Source organism: Rhizobacter sp. (genome assembly GCF_046595475.1).
Lineage (GTDB): Bacteria > Pseudomonadota > Gammaproteobacteria > Burkholderiales > Burkholderiaceae_C > Rhizobacter.
Genome location: NZ_JBKJOQ010000042.1, coordinates 1 through 15,578 on the forward strand (window position 1 = coordinate 1; position 15,578 = coordinate 15,578).

Sequence of the window (15,578 nt, forward strand, 5' to 3'; positions counted from 1 at the left end):
TCAACCGTTTCGCGCCGCCTTCGAACAGCGGGATGGTGTTGTCGTAGCTTTTCGACATCTTGCGGCCATCGAGTCCCGGCAACGTCGCGACCGATTCCTCGATCACGGCTTCGGGCAGCACAAAGAATTCCTTGCCGCCACCGAACAAGTGGTTGAAGCGCGCGCCGATATCACGCGCCATCTCGATGTGCTGCACCTGGTCACGCCCGACGGGCACGCGGTGGGCGTTGAACAGCACGATGTCGGCGGCCATCAGGATGGGGTAGCTGTACAGGCCCATGGTGATGTTGGCGTCGATGTCTTCGCCGGCGGCTGTGTTGGCATCGGTCGCAGCCTTGTAGGCATGGGCCCGGTTCATCTGGCCCTTGGCGGTGACGCAGGTGAGCAGCCAGGTGAGCTCGGGCGTTTCGGGGATGTCGCTCTGGCGGTAGAAGGTGACGCGCTCGGTGTCGAGGCCGGCGGCCAGCCAGGTGGCGGCAATCTCCAGCCGTGAGCGCTCGATGCGCGCGGGGTCGTCGCACTTGATCAGCGCGTGGTAGTCGGCGAGAAAGAAGAAGCTCTCGACGCCGGCTTCCAGGCTGGCCTTGATGGCCGGGCGAATGGCGCCGACGTAGTTGCCGAGGTGGGGCGTGCCGGTGGTGGTGATGCCGGTCAAGACCCGTTGAATCGCGCGTTCAGTCATGACGTTTCACGAGGGAAAGAGGCGGATTGTAGGAGGCTCAACGCTACACTGCCGCCCGTGAAAAACATTGTGATTCTGATCTCGGGGCGTGGCTCCAACATGGAGGCCATTGTTCAGGCCTGCGCAGCTGAGGGCTGGCCCGCTCGGGTTGCTGCCGTGGTTGCCAATCGACCCGATGCCACTGGTTTGGAGTTTGCTCGCGCGAGTGGCATTGCCACAGCAGTGATCGACCACAAGGCGTTTGCAGACCGGGAGGCCTTCGATGTCGAGCTGGCGCGCGTGCTGCACGGTTTCAAGCCCGACGTGCTGGTGCTGGCCGGCTTCATGCGCATCCTCACGCCTGGCTTCGTGAAGCAATTCGAAGGCCGCATGGTGAATGTGCACCCGTCGTTGCTGCCTTCGTTCACGGGCCTGCACACGCACCGCCGTGCCATCGAGGCCGGTTGCAAGTTGGCCGGCGCCACGGTGCATTTCGTGACGGCCGAACTCGACCACGGGCCCATCATTGCGCAGGCGGTGGTGGCGGTTTTGCCAGGCGACAGCGAAGCCACGCTGTCAGCGCGAGTGCTGGCGCGCGAGCATGTGATGTATCCACGTGCCGTGCGCTGGATCGTGCAGGGCTTGCTGCGCCTAGAGCGCGGCGCGGTCACACACATCAACGGCGAGTCGCAGCTGCTTTAGTCAGACCAGGCTGGCCGCGATGTTGACGGTGAGCGCCAGGATCGCCGTGTTGAAGGCGAACGACAGCACCGCTTGCATCAGCACCAACCGGCGCATTGAGGTGCTGCAGATGGCGACGTCGGCAGTCTGCGACGCCACGGCGATGGTGAACGAGAAGTAAAGAAAGTCCCAGTAGTCGGGTGGTTGGGCGTCGGGCTCGGCGGGAAATTGCAAGCCGTGGCCGTCGAGACTTCGATAGAAAAGACTGGCATAGCTGAGCGAAAACAGCGTGGGCAGCAACAGCCACGCTCCTGCCACGGTGGCCAGGGTGAAAGCAATGTGCGGCCACGCCTGGCTGGCGGGCGTTCCTTTGACCCCCGCCAGCTCCAACCCGATCGCTGCCATGCTCGCCATCACCGCGGCGATCACGGCCGCCAGCACGGCACCGGCACCTTCGGCCTGGGCGATGGCGGTGCGCCGCAGGTGGTGGTGGTCGCCGCGCGACATCACCCAGAACGCCTGCGCCAAGTAGAGCCACACGGCGGCATTCCAACCTAAAAGCAGGCGCGTCACGGTCTGCTCACTGGGCGCGAAGCACGCCACGACCGCGCCGACTGCCGCAGAGGCCAGCAGGTGTGGCCGCGCTTTGATCTGGTTGACAAGGGCTTTCATATGGCGATGAAGCGTGGCTGCAGTCGCCCGCCCACCACGAGACGTTCGAAGAACATCGCGTGGGGCCGCACCCACAAGCCGCTTTGGTTATACAGCGGCCGATAGACGACCAGAGGCTCCAGCGTTTCGCTGTGCCGCGCGACGCCGATCACCTCGTACTCGCCGCCCTTGTAGTGGCGGTATCGACCCAAAGGTGTGTTGGGCAGGGGAGGCAGATCGTGGTCGCTCATGGGCGCCAAGGATAATCGGGCAATGCACCCCAACGCCTTGCTCGAACTCGCGACTGATCTGCTGCACAAAGTCTTGCAGTTCGACACCCCCGCCGACCGCATCGTCTCTGACTTCTTTCGCACCCACCGCGCGCTGGGCCAACGTGAGCGCCATACGCTGGCTGAAACCACCTACACCGTGCTGCGCCAGCGCCTGCTGTTCCAGCACCTGGCGCAGTCCGGCAAGGGCGAGATGGAGCGCCGCCTGGCCCTGCTGGCCTGGCAGGGCAACGACGGCTTCTTGCGTGCTGCCCTGAGTGAGCCCGAGCAGCAGTGGCTGGCCCAGGTGCAGACAGTCGACCGCGCCGCGCTACCGGAGAAGCTGCGCCACAACCTGCCCGAGTGGCTGGCTGACATCCTCAAGGCCGCGCTGGGCGATGACTTCTGGCCCCTGGTGAACAGCCTCAACGAAAGCGCACCGCTGGATCTGCGGGTGAACACCTTCAAGGCCAAGCGCGAAGAGGTGCAGAAGGCGCTCGCCGAGGGCCGCATCGAAGCGACCCTCACGCCCTATTCGCCGTGGGGTCTGCGTGTCCAGGGCAAGCCCGCACTTAACAAGCTCGATGTGTTCTCCAAGGGAGAGATTGAGGTGCAAGACGAAGGCAGCCAACTGCTGGCGCTGCTGACCGACGCCAAGCGCAGTGAAATGGTGGTCGACTTCTGTGCCGGCGCTGGCGGCAAAACCCTGGCTCTGGGCGCGGCCATGCGCAACACAGGCCGGCTTTACGCCTTCGACACCTCGGGCCACCGGCTTGCCGCGCTCAAACCTCGGCTGGCGCGCAGCGGCTTGTCGAATGTCTACCCGGTACAAATCGCCCACGAGCGCGACGACCGCATCAAGCGTCTGGCCGGCAAGATTGACCGGGTGCTGGTGGACGCTCCGTGCTCAGGGTTGGGCACCTTGCGCCGCAATCCAGACTTGAAATGGCGGCAATCACCTCAGTCGGTTGAAGAATTGCGTGTGAAGCAGGCTGCAATCCTGACCAGCGCTGCGCGCTTGCTTAAACCGGGCGGACGGCTGGTCTATGCCACGTGCAGCCTGCTCGAAGCCGAAAACGAAGCCATCGCTGCAGGGTTCAGCGAGGCACATCCCAAGGAGTTCAAGCTCTTGGCTGTGGCGCCTTTGCTGGAAAAGGCGCATGTGGACGAGTCGGAAACTCTGGTCAGCGGCGATTTCTTGCGGCTCTGGCCCCATCGCCATGGCACCGACGGCTTTTTTGCCGCCGTCTGGGAGCGGGTCTAGGCTTGAATCGCCTGTACTCGGCGTCAGATAGGGAAAACTATGCCGGACAAAGGCACTTAGTTTTCAGGAGTGTCCCTGGGGCCCTCACTTACAATGGGGTACCTCGTCCTGTTTGACGGTTCAAAGGCTTTTTGATGAACGAATTGATGTCTGTGTGGAATGGCTTGATCGCCTGGCTTGCCAATGGCTTGATCGAGACCACCTGGTGGCAAGTTGTGTTGTTCACCTTGGTGACGACTCACATCACGATTGCTTCTGTCACGATCTTCTTGCATCGTGCTCAATCTCACCGCGCGCTTGATCTGCACGCGATCCCGTCCCACTTCTTCCGTTTCTGGCTCTGGCTCGGCACCGGCATGGTGACCAAGGAGTTTGTCTCCATCCACCGCAAGCACCACGCCAAATGTGAAACCGAAGAAGACCCGCATAGCCCGCAGACCCGTGGCATCAAAAAGTTGCTGCTTGAGGGCACCGAGCTCTACCGCGCGGAGTCGCTGAATAAGGAGACCATGGAGAAGTACGGCCATGGCACTCCCGACGACTGGATCGAGCGCAACCTTTACACCCGCTTTGCGTGGCAAGGCGTGGGGCTGATGCTGGTTGTGAACCTGATGCTCTTTGGCGCGATCGGGCTGACCGTCTGGGCGATCCAGATGGCTTGGATTCCCGTCATGGCCACCGGCATCATCAATGGCATCGGGCACTTCTGGGGCTACCGCAATTTCGAGTCCGCCGACGCCAGCACGAACGTGATTCCCTGGGGCATCCTGATTGGCGGCGAGGAACTGCACAACAATCACCATACCTATGCCACTTCGGCGAAGTTTTCGGTCAAGAAATACGAATTCGACATCGGCTGGGTGTACATCCGCGGCATGGAGATGCTGGGCTTGGCCAAGGTGCGCAAGACGCCACCGATGCTGAAGATGGGCGATGTCAAACCAGTGGCCGACTCCAAGACGCTTGAGGCGCTTATCGCCAACCGCTACGAAGTGATGGCTAAGTACGCGCGCGGCTTGCGCGACGCTTGTCGTACAGAGGTCAAGCGTCTCAAGTCTGAAGGCGCCCATGGCAGCACCAAGCTCGCTGACATGCGCTTGGCGCGCCGTTGGCTGCACCGCGATGCCGACAAGATCCCGACGCACTTGAAAGCCCAGGTCGACAGCGCACGCGATCACAGCCCGGCACTGGTGAAACTGGTGTCCATGCGTGAAGAGCTGCGCTCGCTCTGGACGCGCACCAATGTGTCGGCTGAACAGCTCGTTGCCGATCTGCAGGCCTGGTGCAAAACGGCTGAAGAGAGCGGTATTGCTGCGCTTCAAGAGTTCGCACTCAAGCTGCGTGCCGCCCACGCCTAATTTAGGCTTTATCGGCAAACAAGGAGAAAGGCCCGCATAGCGGGCCTTTCTCTTTTGCGACCGAACTGCACGCAACAAAAAACCCGCTGAGCCACAGGCTGAGCGGGTTTTCGTGGAACCGGAAACCGAATTACTTCAGCTTGGTTTCCTTGTACATCACGTGCTTGCGAGCTTTGGGATCGAACTTCATGATCTCCAGCTTTTCGGGCGTGGTCTTCTTGTTCTTGTCGGTCGTATAGAAATGACCAGTGCCGGCTGACGATTCCAGCTTGATTTTTTCGCGTCCACCTTTTGCCATGACTTAGCTCCGTGTCAGATTTCGCCGCGGGCGCGCAGGTCGGCGACGACTTGCTCGATGCCCACCTTGTCGATCAGGCGCAATGCGGCGTTGGTGATGCGCAGGCGCACCCAGCGATTTTCGGTTTCGAGCCAGAACCGGCGGTAATGCAGGTTCGGCAGAAAACGGCGCTTGGTCCGGTTGTTGGCGTGGGAAACATTGTTGCCCACCATCGGGCGCTTACCCGTGACTTGACAGACGCGTGCCATGACGCTTCTCCGTGTGAATTTCGAAACTGGGGCCGATCGGGGCGCTGCGGCTGGACGGCGCGCAGCACTGCTTTCCGTTTTCGGCAAAGACGACGATTATAGCCAGCTTTTGGCGCTGTGCCTACGCTGCTGTTTCAGTGGCCCAAAAAGCGCTGCGCATCCAATGCGGCCATGCATCCGGTACCCGCGCTGGTGATGGCCTGACGGTAGATGTGGTCCTGCACATCGCCGGCCGCAAACACGCCTGGCACGCTGGTCATGGTCGCCAGCCCGTTCAACCCGCTTTGGGTGACGATGTAGCCGTCTTTCATCTCCAGCTGGCCCTTGAAGATGTCGGTATTGGGTTGGTGGCCGATGGCGATGAAGCAGCCTTTCAGCGTGAGCTCGCTGGTGCCGCCGCCTTGCGTGCTCTTCAGGCGCACACCGGTCACGCCAGAAGCATCGCCCAGCACTTCATCCAGCGTTTGCCACAGGTGCAGTTCCATCTTGCCCGATGCCACCTTCTCCATCAGCCTGTCGACGAGGATGGCCTCGGCGCGAAATTTGTCGCGGCGGTGGACCAAATGCACCTTGCTTGCGATATTCGACAGGTACAGCGCTTCTTCCACTGCGGTGTTGCCACCGCCCACCACGCACACGTCTTGCTCGCGATAAAAGAAGCCATCGCAGGTCGCGCAGCCGCTCACGCCGCGCCCCATGAAGGCCTCTTCAGACGGCAGCCCGATGTACTTTGCGGATGCGCCGGTGGCGATGATCAAGGCATCACAGGTGTAGGTGCCCGAGTCGCCTTTCAGCGTGAACGGGCGCTTGGAGAAATCGACTTGGTTGATGTGGTCGAAAACGATCTGCGTGTTGAAGCGCTCGGCGTGCTGCAAGAAGCGCTGCATCAGCTCAGGCCCCTGAACGCCCATCACGTCGGCAGGCCAGTTGTCGACTTCGGTGGTGGTCATCAGCTGGCCGCCCTGCGCGATGCCGGTGACGAGCATGGGCTTGAGGTTGGCGCGAGCTGCGTAGATGGCCGCGGAATAGCCTGCAGGGCCAGAGCCCAGGATAAGGACTTGGGCGTGGTGAGTGGTTTGGCTCATGGGAAAAGGGCTGGTGAAAACGTGAAAGTGGATGCAAGAAAGAGTCAGTCTGACATGGGGTTGACGCCGACTGGCGTCAATTCGTGTAATCGTGACAATATCGATATTTAGTGGAAGCGTTAGTTTTCCACGTTTGAATCCTTAGACTGCGACATCGACAAAAGGAGGTTCTCCGATGGCCATGTTGTCCAACCTGGACTTGATTCGGCGCGTTCCGCTGTTCTCACTGCTCACCAATGAGCAGGCCTCAGCCATCGCCGACAGCGTGGTGAAGCGGCGTTTTCGCCGCGGTGAGATCGTGGTCGAACACGGCAAGAAGTCGAACGCCCTGTTCATCTTGCTGACAGGCCGTGCACGGGTGCTGACCTCTGATTCGCGCGGTCGCGAGGTGATTCTGGCGGTGCTGCAACCCGGCCATTACGTCGGCGAAATGAGTTTGATCGACAACGAGCCGCACTCAGCCACCGTGCGTGCCGAAGTGCAGACCGACATGCTCATCCTGGGCCGCGCAGAGTTCGCGCGCTGCCTGCCTGAAAACTCCAGCCTTTCGTACGCGATCATGCGCGGCTTGGTGCAGCGCCTGCGCAGCGCTGACCGCCAGATCGAGTCGCTGGCCTTGCTTGACGTGTACGGCCGGGTAGCGCGTTCGCTGCTCGACATGGCCGAAGACGACGGCGATGTGAAGATCATCCGCAACAAGGTCTCGCGCCAAGACATGGCCAAGATCGTCGGCGCCTCCCGTGAGATGGTGAGCCGCGTGATGAAAGACCTGGAAGACCGCGGCATGGTCGAGACCCAGGAAAACGGCTCGGTCATCATCAAGGAACGCCTGACCGGCTGAGCTGCTGTGCCGCCCGGGGCATTGAGCTTGCCCTCGGTGGCTTCGGCCACAATGTCTGCATGACATTTCCGCTTGGATCGCTACGCCCAGATGCCGGCAATGCCACGTCGGCCGCGGGCACCTACGCCCGTGACGGGTCTCTTAGTGCCGTTGTCCCCCTCGCCCCGATAAGCCTGCGGGCAAGGTTCGGCGTGTTGGTGGGTGGCGTGCTGTGGCTGTTGGCCTTGATCGCCCTGGCAACACATAACCCGGCCGACGCCGCGTTCTCCACTTCGGGCAGTGCGGCGTTGCCGCTCAACAAGATTGGCGCGCTGGGCGCTCGCTTCTCCGACCTTGCGTTCGTACTGTTCGGCTACTCCGCTTGGTGGGGGCTGGCGGTCGCGCTGCGGGCTTGGTTGAGCGCTCTGGCCCGCGTGTTGCGCGGCGGTGATACGCAAGGCGTGCACCGGCCACACTTTCCGCTGTGGATGTTCTGGGTCGGCGTGCTGCTCTTGTTGAGTGCTAGCAGCGCATTGGAGTGGACGCGGCTCTATCAGTTCGAAATACGCGTGGCCGGTGGCAACGCAGGCGGCGTGATGGGTTATTTGCTCGGCCCCGTGAGCCAGCGGCTGTTGGGGTTTGCGGGCTCGGGCGTCTTGTGGATCGCGGTGCTCGTGGCAGGCTTGTCGCTGGCTTTTCGCTTTTCGTGGTTGCGTGCGGCCGAAGGCATAGGTCGGTGGGTTGACTCGCTGCGTGAGCGCCGCGTCGAGCGCATCGAGCGTGCCGAAGATCAGCGCATCGGCGAGCGGGCGCTGCGCGAGCGCGAGCATGTGGTCGAGGTCGAGCATTTGCTGCACGAAGACCATGTGCCCATCGTCATCGAGACACCGATGATCGAAGTGCCCAAGTCGGAGCGCGTGGTCAAGGAGCGCCAGAAGCCGCTCTTCACCGAGCTTGCCGACACCAAGCTGCCACAGGTTGATTTGCTCGATGCATCGCCTGGCCGCGTGGAAAGCGTGATGCCCGAGACGCTGGAGATGACCTCGCGTCTCATCGAGAAGAAGTTGAAGGACTTCGGCGTCGAAGTGCGCGTGGTGGCGGCCTCGCCCGGCCCGGTGATCACGCGCTACGAGATCGAGCCGGCCACCGGTGTGAAGGGCGCGCAGATCGTCAACCTTGCCAAAGACCTGGCGCGTTCGTTGAGCCTCGTGAGCATCCGTGTGGTCGAGGTGATCCCGGGCAAGAATTTCATGGCGCTGGAACTGCCCAACGCCAAGCGGCAGACCATCCGCCTGAGCGAGATCCTGGGCTCGCAGGTCTACAACGATGCGGCCTCGCAGCTCACCATGGGTCTGGGCAAAGACATCATCGGCGCACCCGTCGTGGCCGACCTCGCCAAGATGCCGCACTGCCTGGTGGCCGGCACCACCGGTTCGGGCAAGTCGGTGGGCATCAACGCAATGATTCTGAGCCTGCTCTACAAGGCCGAGGCACGTGACGTGCGGCTCATTCTCATCGACCCGAAGATGCTGGAGATGAGCGTCTACGAAGGCATTCCGCATTTGCTCGCGCCCGTCGTCACCGACATGAAACAAGCGGCCAACGCGCTCAATTGGTGTGTCGGCGAGATGGAGCGGCGCTACAAGCTCATGAGCAAGCTGGGCGTGCGCAACCTCGCCGGCTACAACAAGAAGATTGCTGAAGCTGCCGAGCGTGGCGAGGCACTGGGCAACCCGTTCAGCCTGACGCCCGAGCAGCCCGAGCCACTCGAGCGCCTGCCTTTCGTGGTGGTGGTGATCGACGAGTTGGCCGACCTGATGATGGTCGTGGGCAAGAAGATCGAAGAGCTGATCGCGCGCCTTGCGCAGAAGGCGCGCGCCGCCGGCATCCACCTGATCTTGGCCACGCAGCGCCCGAGCGTCGACGTGATCACCGGCCTCATCAAGGCCAACATCCCCACGAGCCTCTCTTTCCAGGTCAGCAGCAAGATCGACAGCCGAACCATCCTCGACCAGATGGGCGCTGAAGCGCTGCTCGGCATGGGCGACATGCTGTACATGCCTTCGGGTACCGGCCTGCCCATTCGTGTGCACGGCGCGTTCGTCAGCGACGACGAAGTGCACCGCGTGGTGAACTATCTCAAGCAGCAAGGCGAGCCCAACTACATTGAGGGCATTCTCGAAGGCGGCGTGTTCGATGGCGATGGCGACGTGTCTACCGCCGACATGCCCGGCGGCGGTGGTGGCGAAGCCGACCCGATGTACGACCAAGCTGTGGCCATCGTGTTGCAGCATCGGCGCGCCTCAATCTCGCTGGTGCAGCGCCATCTGCGCATCGGCTACAACCGCGCAGCCAGATTGCTGGAACAAATGGAAAAATCGGGGCTCGTATCTTCCATGTCCACCAATGGCAACCGCGACCTCATCGTCCCGGCCCGCGCCGAATGAAAAAACTTGTTGCTGCTTCGTTGCTGATGTTTGCTGCCGCAGCGGCTCACGCCGATGCCGTCGACACGCTGAAAGAGTTTGTGCGCGACGTGAAGACCGGCCGCGCCGACTTCACGCAAACCGTCACCTCACCCGACGGCGCGAAAAAGAAGACGTCGAGTGGCAAGTTCGAGTTCTCGCGGCCCAATCGCTTTCGCTTCAACTACCTCTTGCCCTTCGAGCAGGTGATCGTGGCCGATGGGCAGAAGGTTTGGATATACGACGCTGACCTGAACCAAGCCAGCTCGCGCAAGTTCAGCCAGGCGCTCGGGGCCACGCCCGCAGCGCTCTTGGCCGGCGGCTCGTTCGACAAAGATTTCGACCTCGCCCCCTTGCCCGCGAAAGACGGGCTCGACTGGGCCGAGGCCACGCCCAAGGCCAAGGACGGCAGCTTCAAGTCGGTGCGTGTCGGCTTTCGCGGCAAGGCGCTGGCAGCCGTAGAGGTGGTCGACGCCTTTGGCCAGCGCTCGCTGTTGCAGTTCAGCCGGTACGTGGCCAATGAGCCGATGAAGGCCGACGCCTTCCAGTTCATCGTGCCCAAGGGCGCGGACCTGATCGAGCAGTAGCCCTCAAGGCGACGCGGCCGCCATTTCCTTGAGCGCCCGCGTCGACGCGTCTATCCATTCCCGGTTCATGTCGCGCGAATGCGCGGTGCCGCGTTTCGCGTCGGCCAACACATGCTCGAACGAAAGCTTGGCTGCGGCCAGGTTGCCGCGCCCGCGCTGATACAGGCCGTACTTGCAGCGCGCCTCCAGCGAGCCATCGGTCGCAATCACGTTTTCGAAGGCTTGCACCGCTTCCAGCCGGCCGGCACCCTGCAATGCCTCGGCGTGCATCAGCGCGAGATCACCTGCTTTTTGCTCCGGCGACGCGGCGAACAGACGCTCCAGCGTTGCCACCGCATCAGCATGCTTGTTGGCTTCCAGCTGTGCGATCGACAGTCCCTTCAAGAACGCCACATCGTTGGCATAGGCGCCCGAGGCAGCCTCGCGGTAGTGGCTGATGGCTTCGTCTGCCTGCCCCTTGGCCAGCAGCGCGCGGGCCAGCTGCGCGCGGTTGTAGGCGGTTGGCGTGCGGTCGAAAGCTTCGGCCGCGTCACGCAGCTCGCGGTTGGGGTCGACCAGCCCTTGCATCACGCGCGCGGCCTTGCGGCCCGTGCGGGTGTGGTGCATGTTGGGCATGTACTCGGCGAAGAAATACACCAGGCTGCCCAGCGCCGGGAAAGCAAACAAGACCATCAACCAGTACATGGGCCGGCCGCTGCGCACCGCATGCACCGCAAAGAAGGCGGCGATCGCCAAGTGAATGAAGGCCAGGATCGGCATGGTGTGGTTCCTCCCAGAATGTGCTGCGGCTGTTGATCGCCGGATGGCGGAATTCTATAAAACCTATCTGCCGCCGCGGCGACAATCGCCGCATGGAGTCCCTACCGCTGCCCCTGGGCGATGACGATGCGCAGCCGCCACTCGCCGAGCGCCTGCGCCCCAAGACGCCGGCCGACGTGATCGGCCAGCAGCACTTGTTGGGCGAGGGCAAGCCGCTGCGCGTGGCCTTCGATTCGGGCCGCTTGCATTCGATGATCTTGTGGGGTCCGCCCGGTGTGGGCAAGACCACACTGGCCCGCTTGATGGCGGATGGCTTTGACGCCCAGTTCATCCAGATTTCGGCGGTGCTCGGCGGTGTGAAAGACATACGCGAAGCCGTCGAGCGCGCCCAGGTGGCACAAACCAGCGCACGGCGCACGGTGGTCTTCGTCGACGAGGTGCACCGCTTCAACAAGGCGCAGCAAGACGCCTTCTTGCCCCACGTCGAGTCGGGCCTGTTCACCTTCATTGGCGCGACCACCGAGAACCCTTCGTTCGAGGTTAACTCGGCGCTGCTCTCGCGTGCCACGGTGCATGTGCTCAAGTCACTGGGTGATGAAGACATGCAGGTGCTGCTGGCGCGGGCGCAAGAGTTGTTGGCTTCGCCACCGCTCGCCGACCCTGCGCGCGATCGCCTCGTGGGCTATGCCGATGGCGACGCCCGCCGCCTGCTCAACGCCTACGAAAACCTGGTGAGCATGGCGGGCCCGGTTGCCACCATCGACGAAGCCCAACTCGAGCGCTCACTCGGTGAACAGCTGCGCCGCTACGACAAGGGAGGCGAGCAGTTCTACGACACCATTTCGGCCCTGCACAAGGCCGTGCGCGGCAGCGACCCCGATGCCGCGCTGTACTGGTTCGTGCGCATGCTTGACGGCGGTGTTGACCCGCGCTATGCCTCGCGCCGGCTTGTGCGCATGGCCAGCGAAGACATCGGCCTGGCCGACCCGAGAGCCCTGCGCATGGCGCTCGACGCGGCCGAGACGTTTGAGCGGCTCGGCTCACCCGAAGGCGAGCTGGCCTTGGCGCAAGCCGTGGTGTTTCTCGCCATGGCGCCCAAGTCGAATGCCCTGTACACCGCTTACAAGGCTGCGCGGAGCTTCGTCGCGCAAGACGGCACTCGCGCGGTGCCTCTGCATTTGCGCAACGCACCGACAAAGCTCATGAAAGACCTGGCCTATGGGCGCGATTACCGCTATGCGCACAACGAGGAAGGTGGCTTCGCCGCTGGCGAGAGCTACTGGCCCGAAGGCCTCAAGCCACCGCGTTTTTACGAGCCGGTGGCGCGCGGCCTTGAGCTGCGCATCGGTGAACGGCTTGAAGAATTGCGCCGTCTGAACGACGAAGCCCAAGCCGGGCTGCCCAAGAAAAAGCGCTGATGCCGTACGGGGAAACGCGCAGGCTGAAGCACTGAAACCGGCTCATAGAATCCCCCGCAGCCACGGCTACCAACACGGCCGTCAAATGGACAGAGGCCCCAACGCGGCAAGACCGCGGCGGGCTTTTTGCTAGAGAAGCATGGCGGGGTTCAAAAGACCAGCCGCTTTAGGTTTTCCCAGGAGACTCCTCGATGGACACTTTCATCCAGCAGATCATCAATGGTCTGGTGCTCGGCAGCGTGTATGCGCTGGTGGCACTGGGCTACACCATGGTCTACGGCATCATCAACCTCATCAACTTCGCCCACGGTGAGGTGTTGATGGTGGGCGCACTCACCAGCTGGACGGTGGTGAGCATGCTCGCCAGCACCGGTTGGCCGGGCTGGCTGCTGATGTTGATCTCGCTCATTGCCGCCATCGTCGTGTGTGCCGTGCTCAATTTCAGCATCGAGAAGATCGCCTACCGGCCGTTGCGCAGCGCGCCGCGCCTGGCCCCGCTGATCACGGCGATGGGCATGTCGCTGCTCTTGCAGACGCTGGCCATGATCATCTGGAAGCCCAACCCCAAGCCGTATCCGATCTTGCTGCCTTCGGAGCCCTTCAACATCGGCGGGGCGGTGATCAACACCGTGCAGATCGTCATCCTGGTCACCACCGCCGTCACGCTGGCGGGGTTGATGTACCTGGTCAACCGCACCAAGCTCGGCCGCGCGATGCGCGCCACCGCTGAAAACCCACGCGTCGCCGGCCTGATGGGCGTGCGACCCGACATGGTGATCTCGGCGACCTTCATCATTGGCGCTGCGCTCGCTGCGCTGGCCGGCGTGATGTACGCCTCCAACTATGGTTCGGTGCAGCACACCATGGGCTTCCTGCCCGGCCTGAAGGCCTTCACAGCCGCGGTGTTCGGCGGTATCGGCAACCTGGCCGGCGCCATGGTGGGCGGTGTTCTCCTGGGTTTGATAGAGGCGCTGGGCGCCGGTTACATCGGCGACCTGACGGGCGGTGTGTTGGGCAGCAACTACCAAGACATCTTCGCCTTCATCGTGCTCATCCTGGTGCTCACTTTGCGGCCGCAAGGCCTGCTCGGCGAGCGTGTAGCCGACCGCGCCTGACCGCTGGAGCCTCTCATGAAACTCAGAGACAACAAGCTCAGCGTCTTCCTCATCGCCGGCGTGTTGCTGCTCATCGCGCCGCTCATCGCACAGCAGTTTGGCAATGCCTGGGTGCGCATCATCGACATTGCCTTGCTCTATGTACTGCTGGCGCTGGGCCTGAACATCGTGGTCGGCTATGCCGGCCTGCTCGACCTGGGTTACGTGGCTTTCTACGCGGTGGGCGCCTATATGCTGGGCTTGCTGGCGTCGCCGCATTTGTCAGAGACTTTCCCGGGCATTGCGGCCGCTTTCCCTGGCGGCGTACACATGCCGTGGTGGGCTGTCATCCCACTGGGGGCGTTGCTTGCCGGTACCTTTGGCGTGGTGCTGGGCGCGCCCACGCTCAAGCTGCGCGGTGATTATCTGGCCATCGTGACGCTCGGTTTCGGCGAGATCATCCGCGTGTTCGTGACCAATCTCGACGCCCCGGTCAACATCACCAATGGCCCCAAAGGCCTGAGCCAGATCGACCCTGTCGAGATCCTCGGCTACGACTTCGCCAAGACGCATACCGTTTTCGGTTTCGAGATTCCGTCGGTCACCAACTACTACTATTTCTTCTTGGCAATGGTGGTCATCAGCGTGGTCATCTGCTACCGGCTCGAGCGCTCGCGCATCGGCCGCGCATGGATGGCCATACGCGAAGACGAGGTCGCCGCCAAGGCCATGGGCATCAACACCCGCAACCTGAAGCTGTTGGCCTTCGGCATGGGCGCTACCTTCGGTGGCGTGTCGGGCGTGCTGTTCGCGAGCTTCCAGGGCTTCGTGTCGCCCGAGTCGTTCAGCCTGCAAGAGTCGGTGATGATTGTTGCCATGGTGGTGCTGGGCGGCATTGGCCACATCCCGGGGGTGATCATCGGCGCGCTTTTGCTCGCTGCCTTGCCCGAAGTCTTGCGCTATGTGGCGGGCCCTTTGCAGAGCATGACCGACGGCCGGCTCGACGCCTCCATCCTGCGCCAGCTGCTGATCGCACTGGCCATGATCGGCATCATGCTGGCGCGCCCGCGCGGGCTGTGGCCCACGCCTGAGCACGGCAAGGCGGCGCCGATGGAGCAGACGAAGTAAGGAGCCGGCATCATGACAACAAACAGCGTACTCAAAGTCAGTGGTGTCTCCAAGCGCTTCGGGGGCTTGCAGGCTTTGTCCGACGTAGGCATCAGCATCGAGGCCGGCCAGGTCTACGGCCTGATCGGCCCCAACGGCGCCGGCAAGACCACCTTCTTCAACGTGCTCACGGGTTTGTACACGCCCGATTCCGGCAGCTTCGAGCTGGGTGGCAAGCCCTACAAGCCCACCGCGGTGCACGAGGTGGCCAAGGCCGGCATTGCGCGCACTTTTCAAAACATTCGCCTCTTCTCCGAAATGACGGCGTTGGAGAACGTGATGGTCGGCCGCCATGTGCGCACCGCCTCGGGCCTGATCGGCGCGGTGTTCCGCACGGGCAGCTTCAAGGCCGAAGAGGCGGCCATTGCCAAGCGTGCGCAAGAGCTGCTCGACTACGTGGGCATAGGCAAGTACGCCGAGTTCAAGGCGCGCACGCTGAGCTACGGCGACCAGCGCCGCCTTGAGATCGCACGCGCGCTCGCCACCGACCCCAAGCTGATTGCGCTCGACGAGCCGGCCGCCGGCATGAACGCCACCGAGAAGATCGTGTTGCGCGAGCTCATCGACACCATCCGCAAAGACGGCCGCACCATCCTCCTGATCGAGCACGACGTGAAGCTCGTGATGGGTCTGTGCGACCGCGTGACCGTGCTCGACTACGGCAAGCAAATCGCTGAAGGCACACCAGCCGACGTGCAACGCAACGAGAAGGTGATCGAGGCCTACCTCGGCGCCGGCCACAAGGCACACTGA

The 15,578-nt window shown here is 62.7% G+C and carries 17 protein-coding genes; 10 read left to right on the forward strand and 7 right to left on the reverse strand.

Annotated features, from left to right (window positions below):
- Positions 1–682: tryptophan--tRNA ligase (trpS, locus tag AC30QB_RS07755; RefSeq protein ID WP_489545624.1), on the reverse strand; the 682-nt coding region annotated here is incomplete at its 3' end.
- Between the two features lie 57 nt (positions 683–739).
- On the opposite strand from trpS, the gene purN reads away from it, so the two are divergent.
- On the forward strand, positions 740–1,363 hold the full coding sequence (purN, locus tag AC30QB_RS07760; RefSeq protein ID WP_489545625.1) for a phosphoribosylglycinamide formyltransferase: 624 nt from the start codon (positions 740–742) through the stop codon (positions 1,361–1,363).
- Here the strand turns inward: purN and AC30QB_RS07765 are convergent, their stop codons facing one another.
- Positions 1,364–2,014 carry a DUF1345 domain-containing protein gene (locus AC30QB_RS07765; RefSeq protein WP_489545626.1) on the reverse strand — a complete coding sequence of 217 codons (651 nt, stop codon included), beginning with the start codon at positions 2,012–2,014 and terminating at the stop codon, positions 1,364–1,366. It abuts the gene before it with no gap.
- The gene (locus tag AC30QB_RS07770; protein ID WP_489545627.1) at positions 2,011–2,244 is read right to left on the reverse strand and encodes a DUF1653 domain-containing protein; all 234 of its coding nucleotides are present in this window, start codon (positions 2,242–2,244) and stop codon (positions 2,011–2,013) included. The genes AC30QB_RS07765 and AC30QB_RS07770 overlap by 4 nt, the downstream gene beginning before the upstream one ends.
- 22 nt (positions 2,245–2,266) lie before the next feature.
- Between AC30QB_RS07770 and AC30QB_RS07775 the strand changes: the two genes are divergently transcribed.
- Together AC30QB_RS07775 and AC30QB_RS07780 are read left to right on the forward strand one after the other, a co-directional pair.
- Entirely contained in the window at positions 2,267–3,526 is a 1,260-nt protein-coding gene (locus AC30QB_RS07775) for an RsmB/NOP family class I SAM-dependent RNA methyltransferase (protein WP_489545628.1), read from the forward strand.
- A 134-nt stretch (positions 3,527–3,660) separates the two neighbouring features.
- Positions 3,661–4,884: a DesA family fatty acid desaturase gene (locus tag AC30QB_RS07780; RefSeq protein WP_489545629.1), complete on the forward strand. Its 1,224-nt coding sequence runs from the start codon at positions 3,661–3,663 to the stop codon at positions 4,882–4,884.
- A 130-nt stretch (positions 4,885–5,014) separates the two neighbouring features.
- On the opposite strand, the gene rpmG is transcribed toward AC30QB_RS07780, so the two are convergent.
- The 3 genes from rpmG to trxB all read right to left on the reverse strand — a co-directional run bounded on the left by rpmG (position 5,015) and on the right by trxB (position 6,515).
- On the reverse strand, positions 5,015–5,182 hold the full coding sequence (gene rpmG / locus AC30QB_RS07785; protein ID WP_073467371.1) for a 50S ribosomal protein L33: 168 nt from the start codon (positions 5,180–5,182) through the stop codon (positions 5,015–5,017).
- A 14-nt stretch (positions 5,183–5,196) separates the two neighbouring features.
- Positions 5,197–5,430, reverse strand: coding sequence for a 50S ribosomal protein L28 (gene rpmB, locus AC30QB_RS07790; protein WP_489545630.1), 234 nt, complete (start codon positions 5,428–5,430; stop codon positions 5,197–5,199).
- 134 nt (positions 5,431–5,564) lie between these two features.
- Complete coding sequence (trxB, locus tag AC30QB_RS07795) at positions 5,565–6,515, reverse strand: thioredoxin-disulfide reductase (RefSeq protein WP_489545631.1); 951 nt, start codon at positions 6,513–6,515, stop codon at positions 5,565–5,567.
- Between the two features lie 175 nt (positions 6,516–6,690).
- Here trxB and AC30QB_RS07800 point away from each other — a divergent pair, with 175 nt between their 5' ends.
- From AC30QB_RS07800 to lolA, 3 genes are read left to right on the forward strand one after another with little or no spacing between them, the layout of a single operon-like run.
- Positions 6,691–7,356, forward strand: a complete 666-nt coding sequence (locus AC30QB_RS07800; protein ID WP_489545632.1) for a Crp/Fnr family transcriptional regulator — start codon at positions 6,691–6,693, stop codon at positions 7,354–7,356.
- A gap of 59 nt (positions 7,357–7,415) precedes the next feature.
- Complete coding sequence (locus AC30QB_RS07805) at positions 7,416–9,782, forward strand: DNA translocase FtsK (RefSeq protein WP_489545633.1); 2,367 nt, start codon at positions 7,416–7,418, stop codon at positions 9,780–9,782.
- The gene (gene lolA, locus AC30QB_RS07810; RefSeq protein WP_489545634.1) at positions 9,779–10,387 is read left to right on the forward strand and encodes an outer membrane lipoprotein periplasmic chaperone LolA; all 609 of its coding nucleotides are present in this window, start codon (positions 9,779–9,781) and stop codon (positions 10,385–10,387) included. The genes AC30QB_RS07805 and lolA overlap by 4 nt, the downstream gene beginning before the upstream one ends.
- Positions 10,388–10,390: 3 nt before the next feature.
- Here the strand turns inward: lolA and AC30QB_RS07815 are convergent, their stop codons facing one another.
- Positions 10,391–11,146 carry a hypothetical protein gene (locus tag AC30QB_RS07815; RefSeq protein WP_489545635.1) on the reverse strand — a complete coding sequence of 252 codons (756 nt, stop codon included), beginning with the start codon at positions 11,144–11,146 and terminating at the stop codon, positions 10,391–10,393.
- Positions 11,147–11,238: 92 nt separating this feature from the next.
- Between AC30QB_RS07815 and AC30QB_RS07820 the strand changes: the two genes are divergently transcribed.
- The 4 genes from AC30QB_RS07820 to AC30QB_RS07835 all read left to right on the forward strand — a co-directional run bounded on the left by AC30QB_RS07820 (position 11,239) and on the right by AC30QB_RS07835 (position 15,578).
- Positions 11,239–12,564, forward strand: coding sequence for a replication-associated recombination protein A (locus tag AC30QB_RS07820; RefSeq protein WP_489545636.1), 1,326 nt, complete (start codon positions 11,239–11,241; stop codon positions 12,562–12,564).
- 191 nt (positions 12,565–12,755) lie between these two features.
- The gene (locus tag AC30QB_RS07825) at positions 12,756–13,679 is read left to right on the forward strand and encodes a branched-chain amino acid ABC transporter permease (protein ID WP_489545637.1); all 924 of its coding nucleotides are present in this window, start codon (positions 12,756–12,758) and stop codon (positions 13,677–13,679) included.
- A 15-nt stretch (positions 13,680–13,694) separates the two neighbouring features.
- Entirely contained in the window at positions 13,695–14,786 is a 1,092-nt protein-coding gene (locus tag AC30QB_RS07830) for a branched-chain amino acid ABC transporter permease (RefSeq protein ID WP_489545638.1), read from the forward strand.
- 12 nt (positions 14,787–14,798) lie between these two features.
- A complete protein-coding gene (locus tag AC30QB_RS07835; RefSeq protein ID WP_489545639.1) occupies positions 14,799–15,578 on the forward strand; it encodes an ABC transporter ATP-binding protein in 780 nt (259 codons plus the stop codon).

Bases quoted from the DNA above. Each gene is read 5' to 3' on its own strand.
- AC30QB_RS07765 (WP_489545626.1), bottom strand. From the start codon at position 2,014: ATGAAAGCCCTTGTCAACCAGATCAAAGCGCGGCCACACCTGCTGGCC.
- AC30QB_RS07770 (WP_489545627.1), bottom strand. From the start codon at position 2,244: ATGAGCGACCACGATCTGCCTCCCCTGCCCAACACACCTTTGGGTCGA.
- AC30QB_RS07775 (WP_489545628.1), top strand. From the start codon at position 2,267: ATGCACCCCAACGCCTTGCTCGAACTCGCGACTGATCTGCTGCACAAA.
- AC30QB_RS07780 (WP_489545629.1), top strand. From the start codon at position 3,661: ATGAACGAATTGATGTCTGTGTGGAATGGCTTGATCGCCTGGCTTGCC.
- rpmG (WP_073467371.1), bottom strand. From the start codon at position 5,182: ATGGCAAAAGGTGGACGCGAAAAAATCAAGCTGGAATCGTCAGCCGGC.
- rpmB (WP_489545630.1), bottom strand. From the start codon at position 5,430: ATGGCACGCGTCTGTCAAGTCACGGGTAAGCGCCCGATGGTGGGCAAC.
- trxB (WP_489545631.1), bottom strand. From the start codon at position 6,515: ATGAGCCAAACCACTCACCACGCCCAAGTCCTTATCCTGGGCTCTGGC.
- AC30QB_RS07800 (WP_489545632.1), top strand. From the start codon at position 6,691: ATGGCCATGTTGTCCAACCTGGACTTGATTCGGCGCGTTCCGCTGTTC.
- AC30QB_RS07805 (WP_489545633.1), top strand. From the start codon at position 7,416: ATGACATTTCCGCTTGGATCGCTACGCCCAGATGCCGGCAATGCCACG.
- lolA (WP_489545634.1), top strand. From the start codon at position 9,779: ATGAAAAAACTTGTTGCTGCTTCGTTGCTGATGTTTGCTGCCGCAGCG.
- AC30QB_RS07815 (WP_489545635.1), bottom strand. From the start codon at position 11,146: ATGCCGATCCTGGCCTTCATTCACTTGGCGATCGCCGCCTTCTTTGCG.
- AC30QB_RS07820 (WP_489545636.1), top strand. From the start codon at position 11,239: ATGGAGTCCCTACCGCTGCCCCTGGGCGATGACGATGCGCAGCCGCCA.
- AC30QB_RS07825 (WP_489545637.1), top strand. From the start codon at position 12,756: ATGGACACTTTCATCCAGCAGATCATCAATGGTCTGGTGCTCGGCAGC.
- AC30QB_RS07830 (WP_489545638.1), top strand. From the start codon at position 13,695: ATGAAACTCAGAGACAACAAGCTCAGCGTCTTCCTCATCGCCGGCGTG.
- AC30QB_RS07835 (WP_489545639.1), top strand. From the start codon at position 14,799: ATGACAACAAACAGCGTACTCAAAGTCAGTGGTGTCTCCAAGCGCTTC.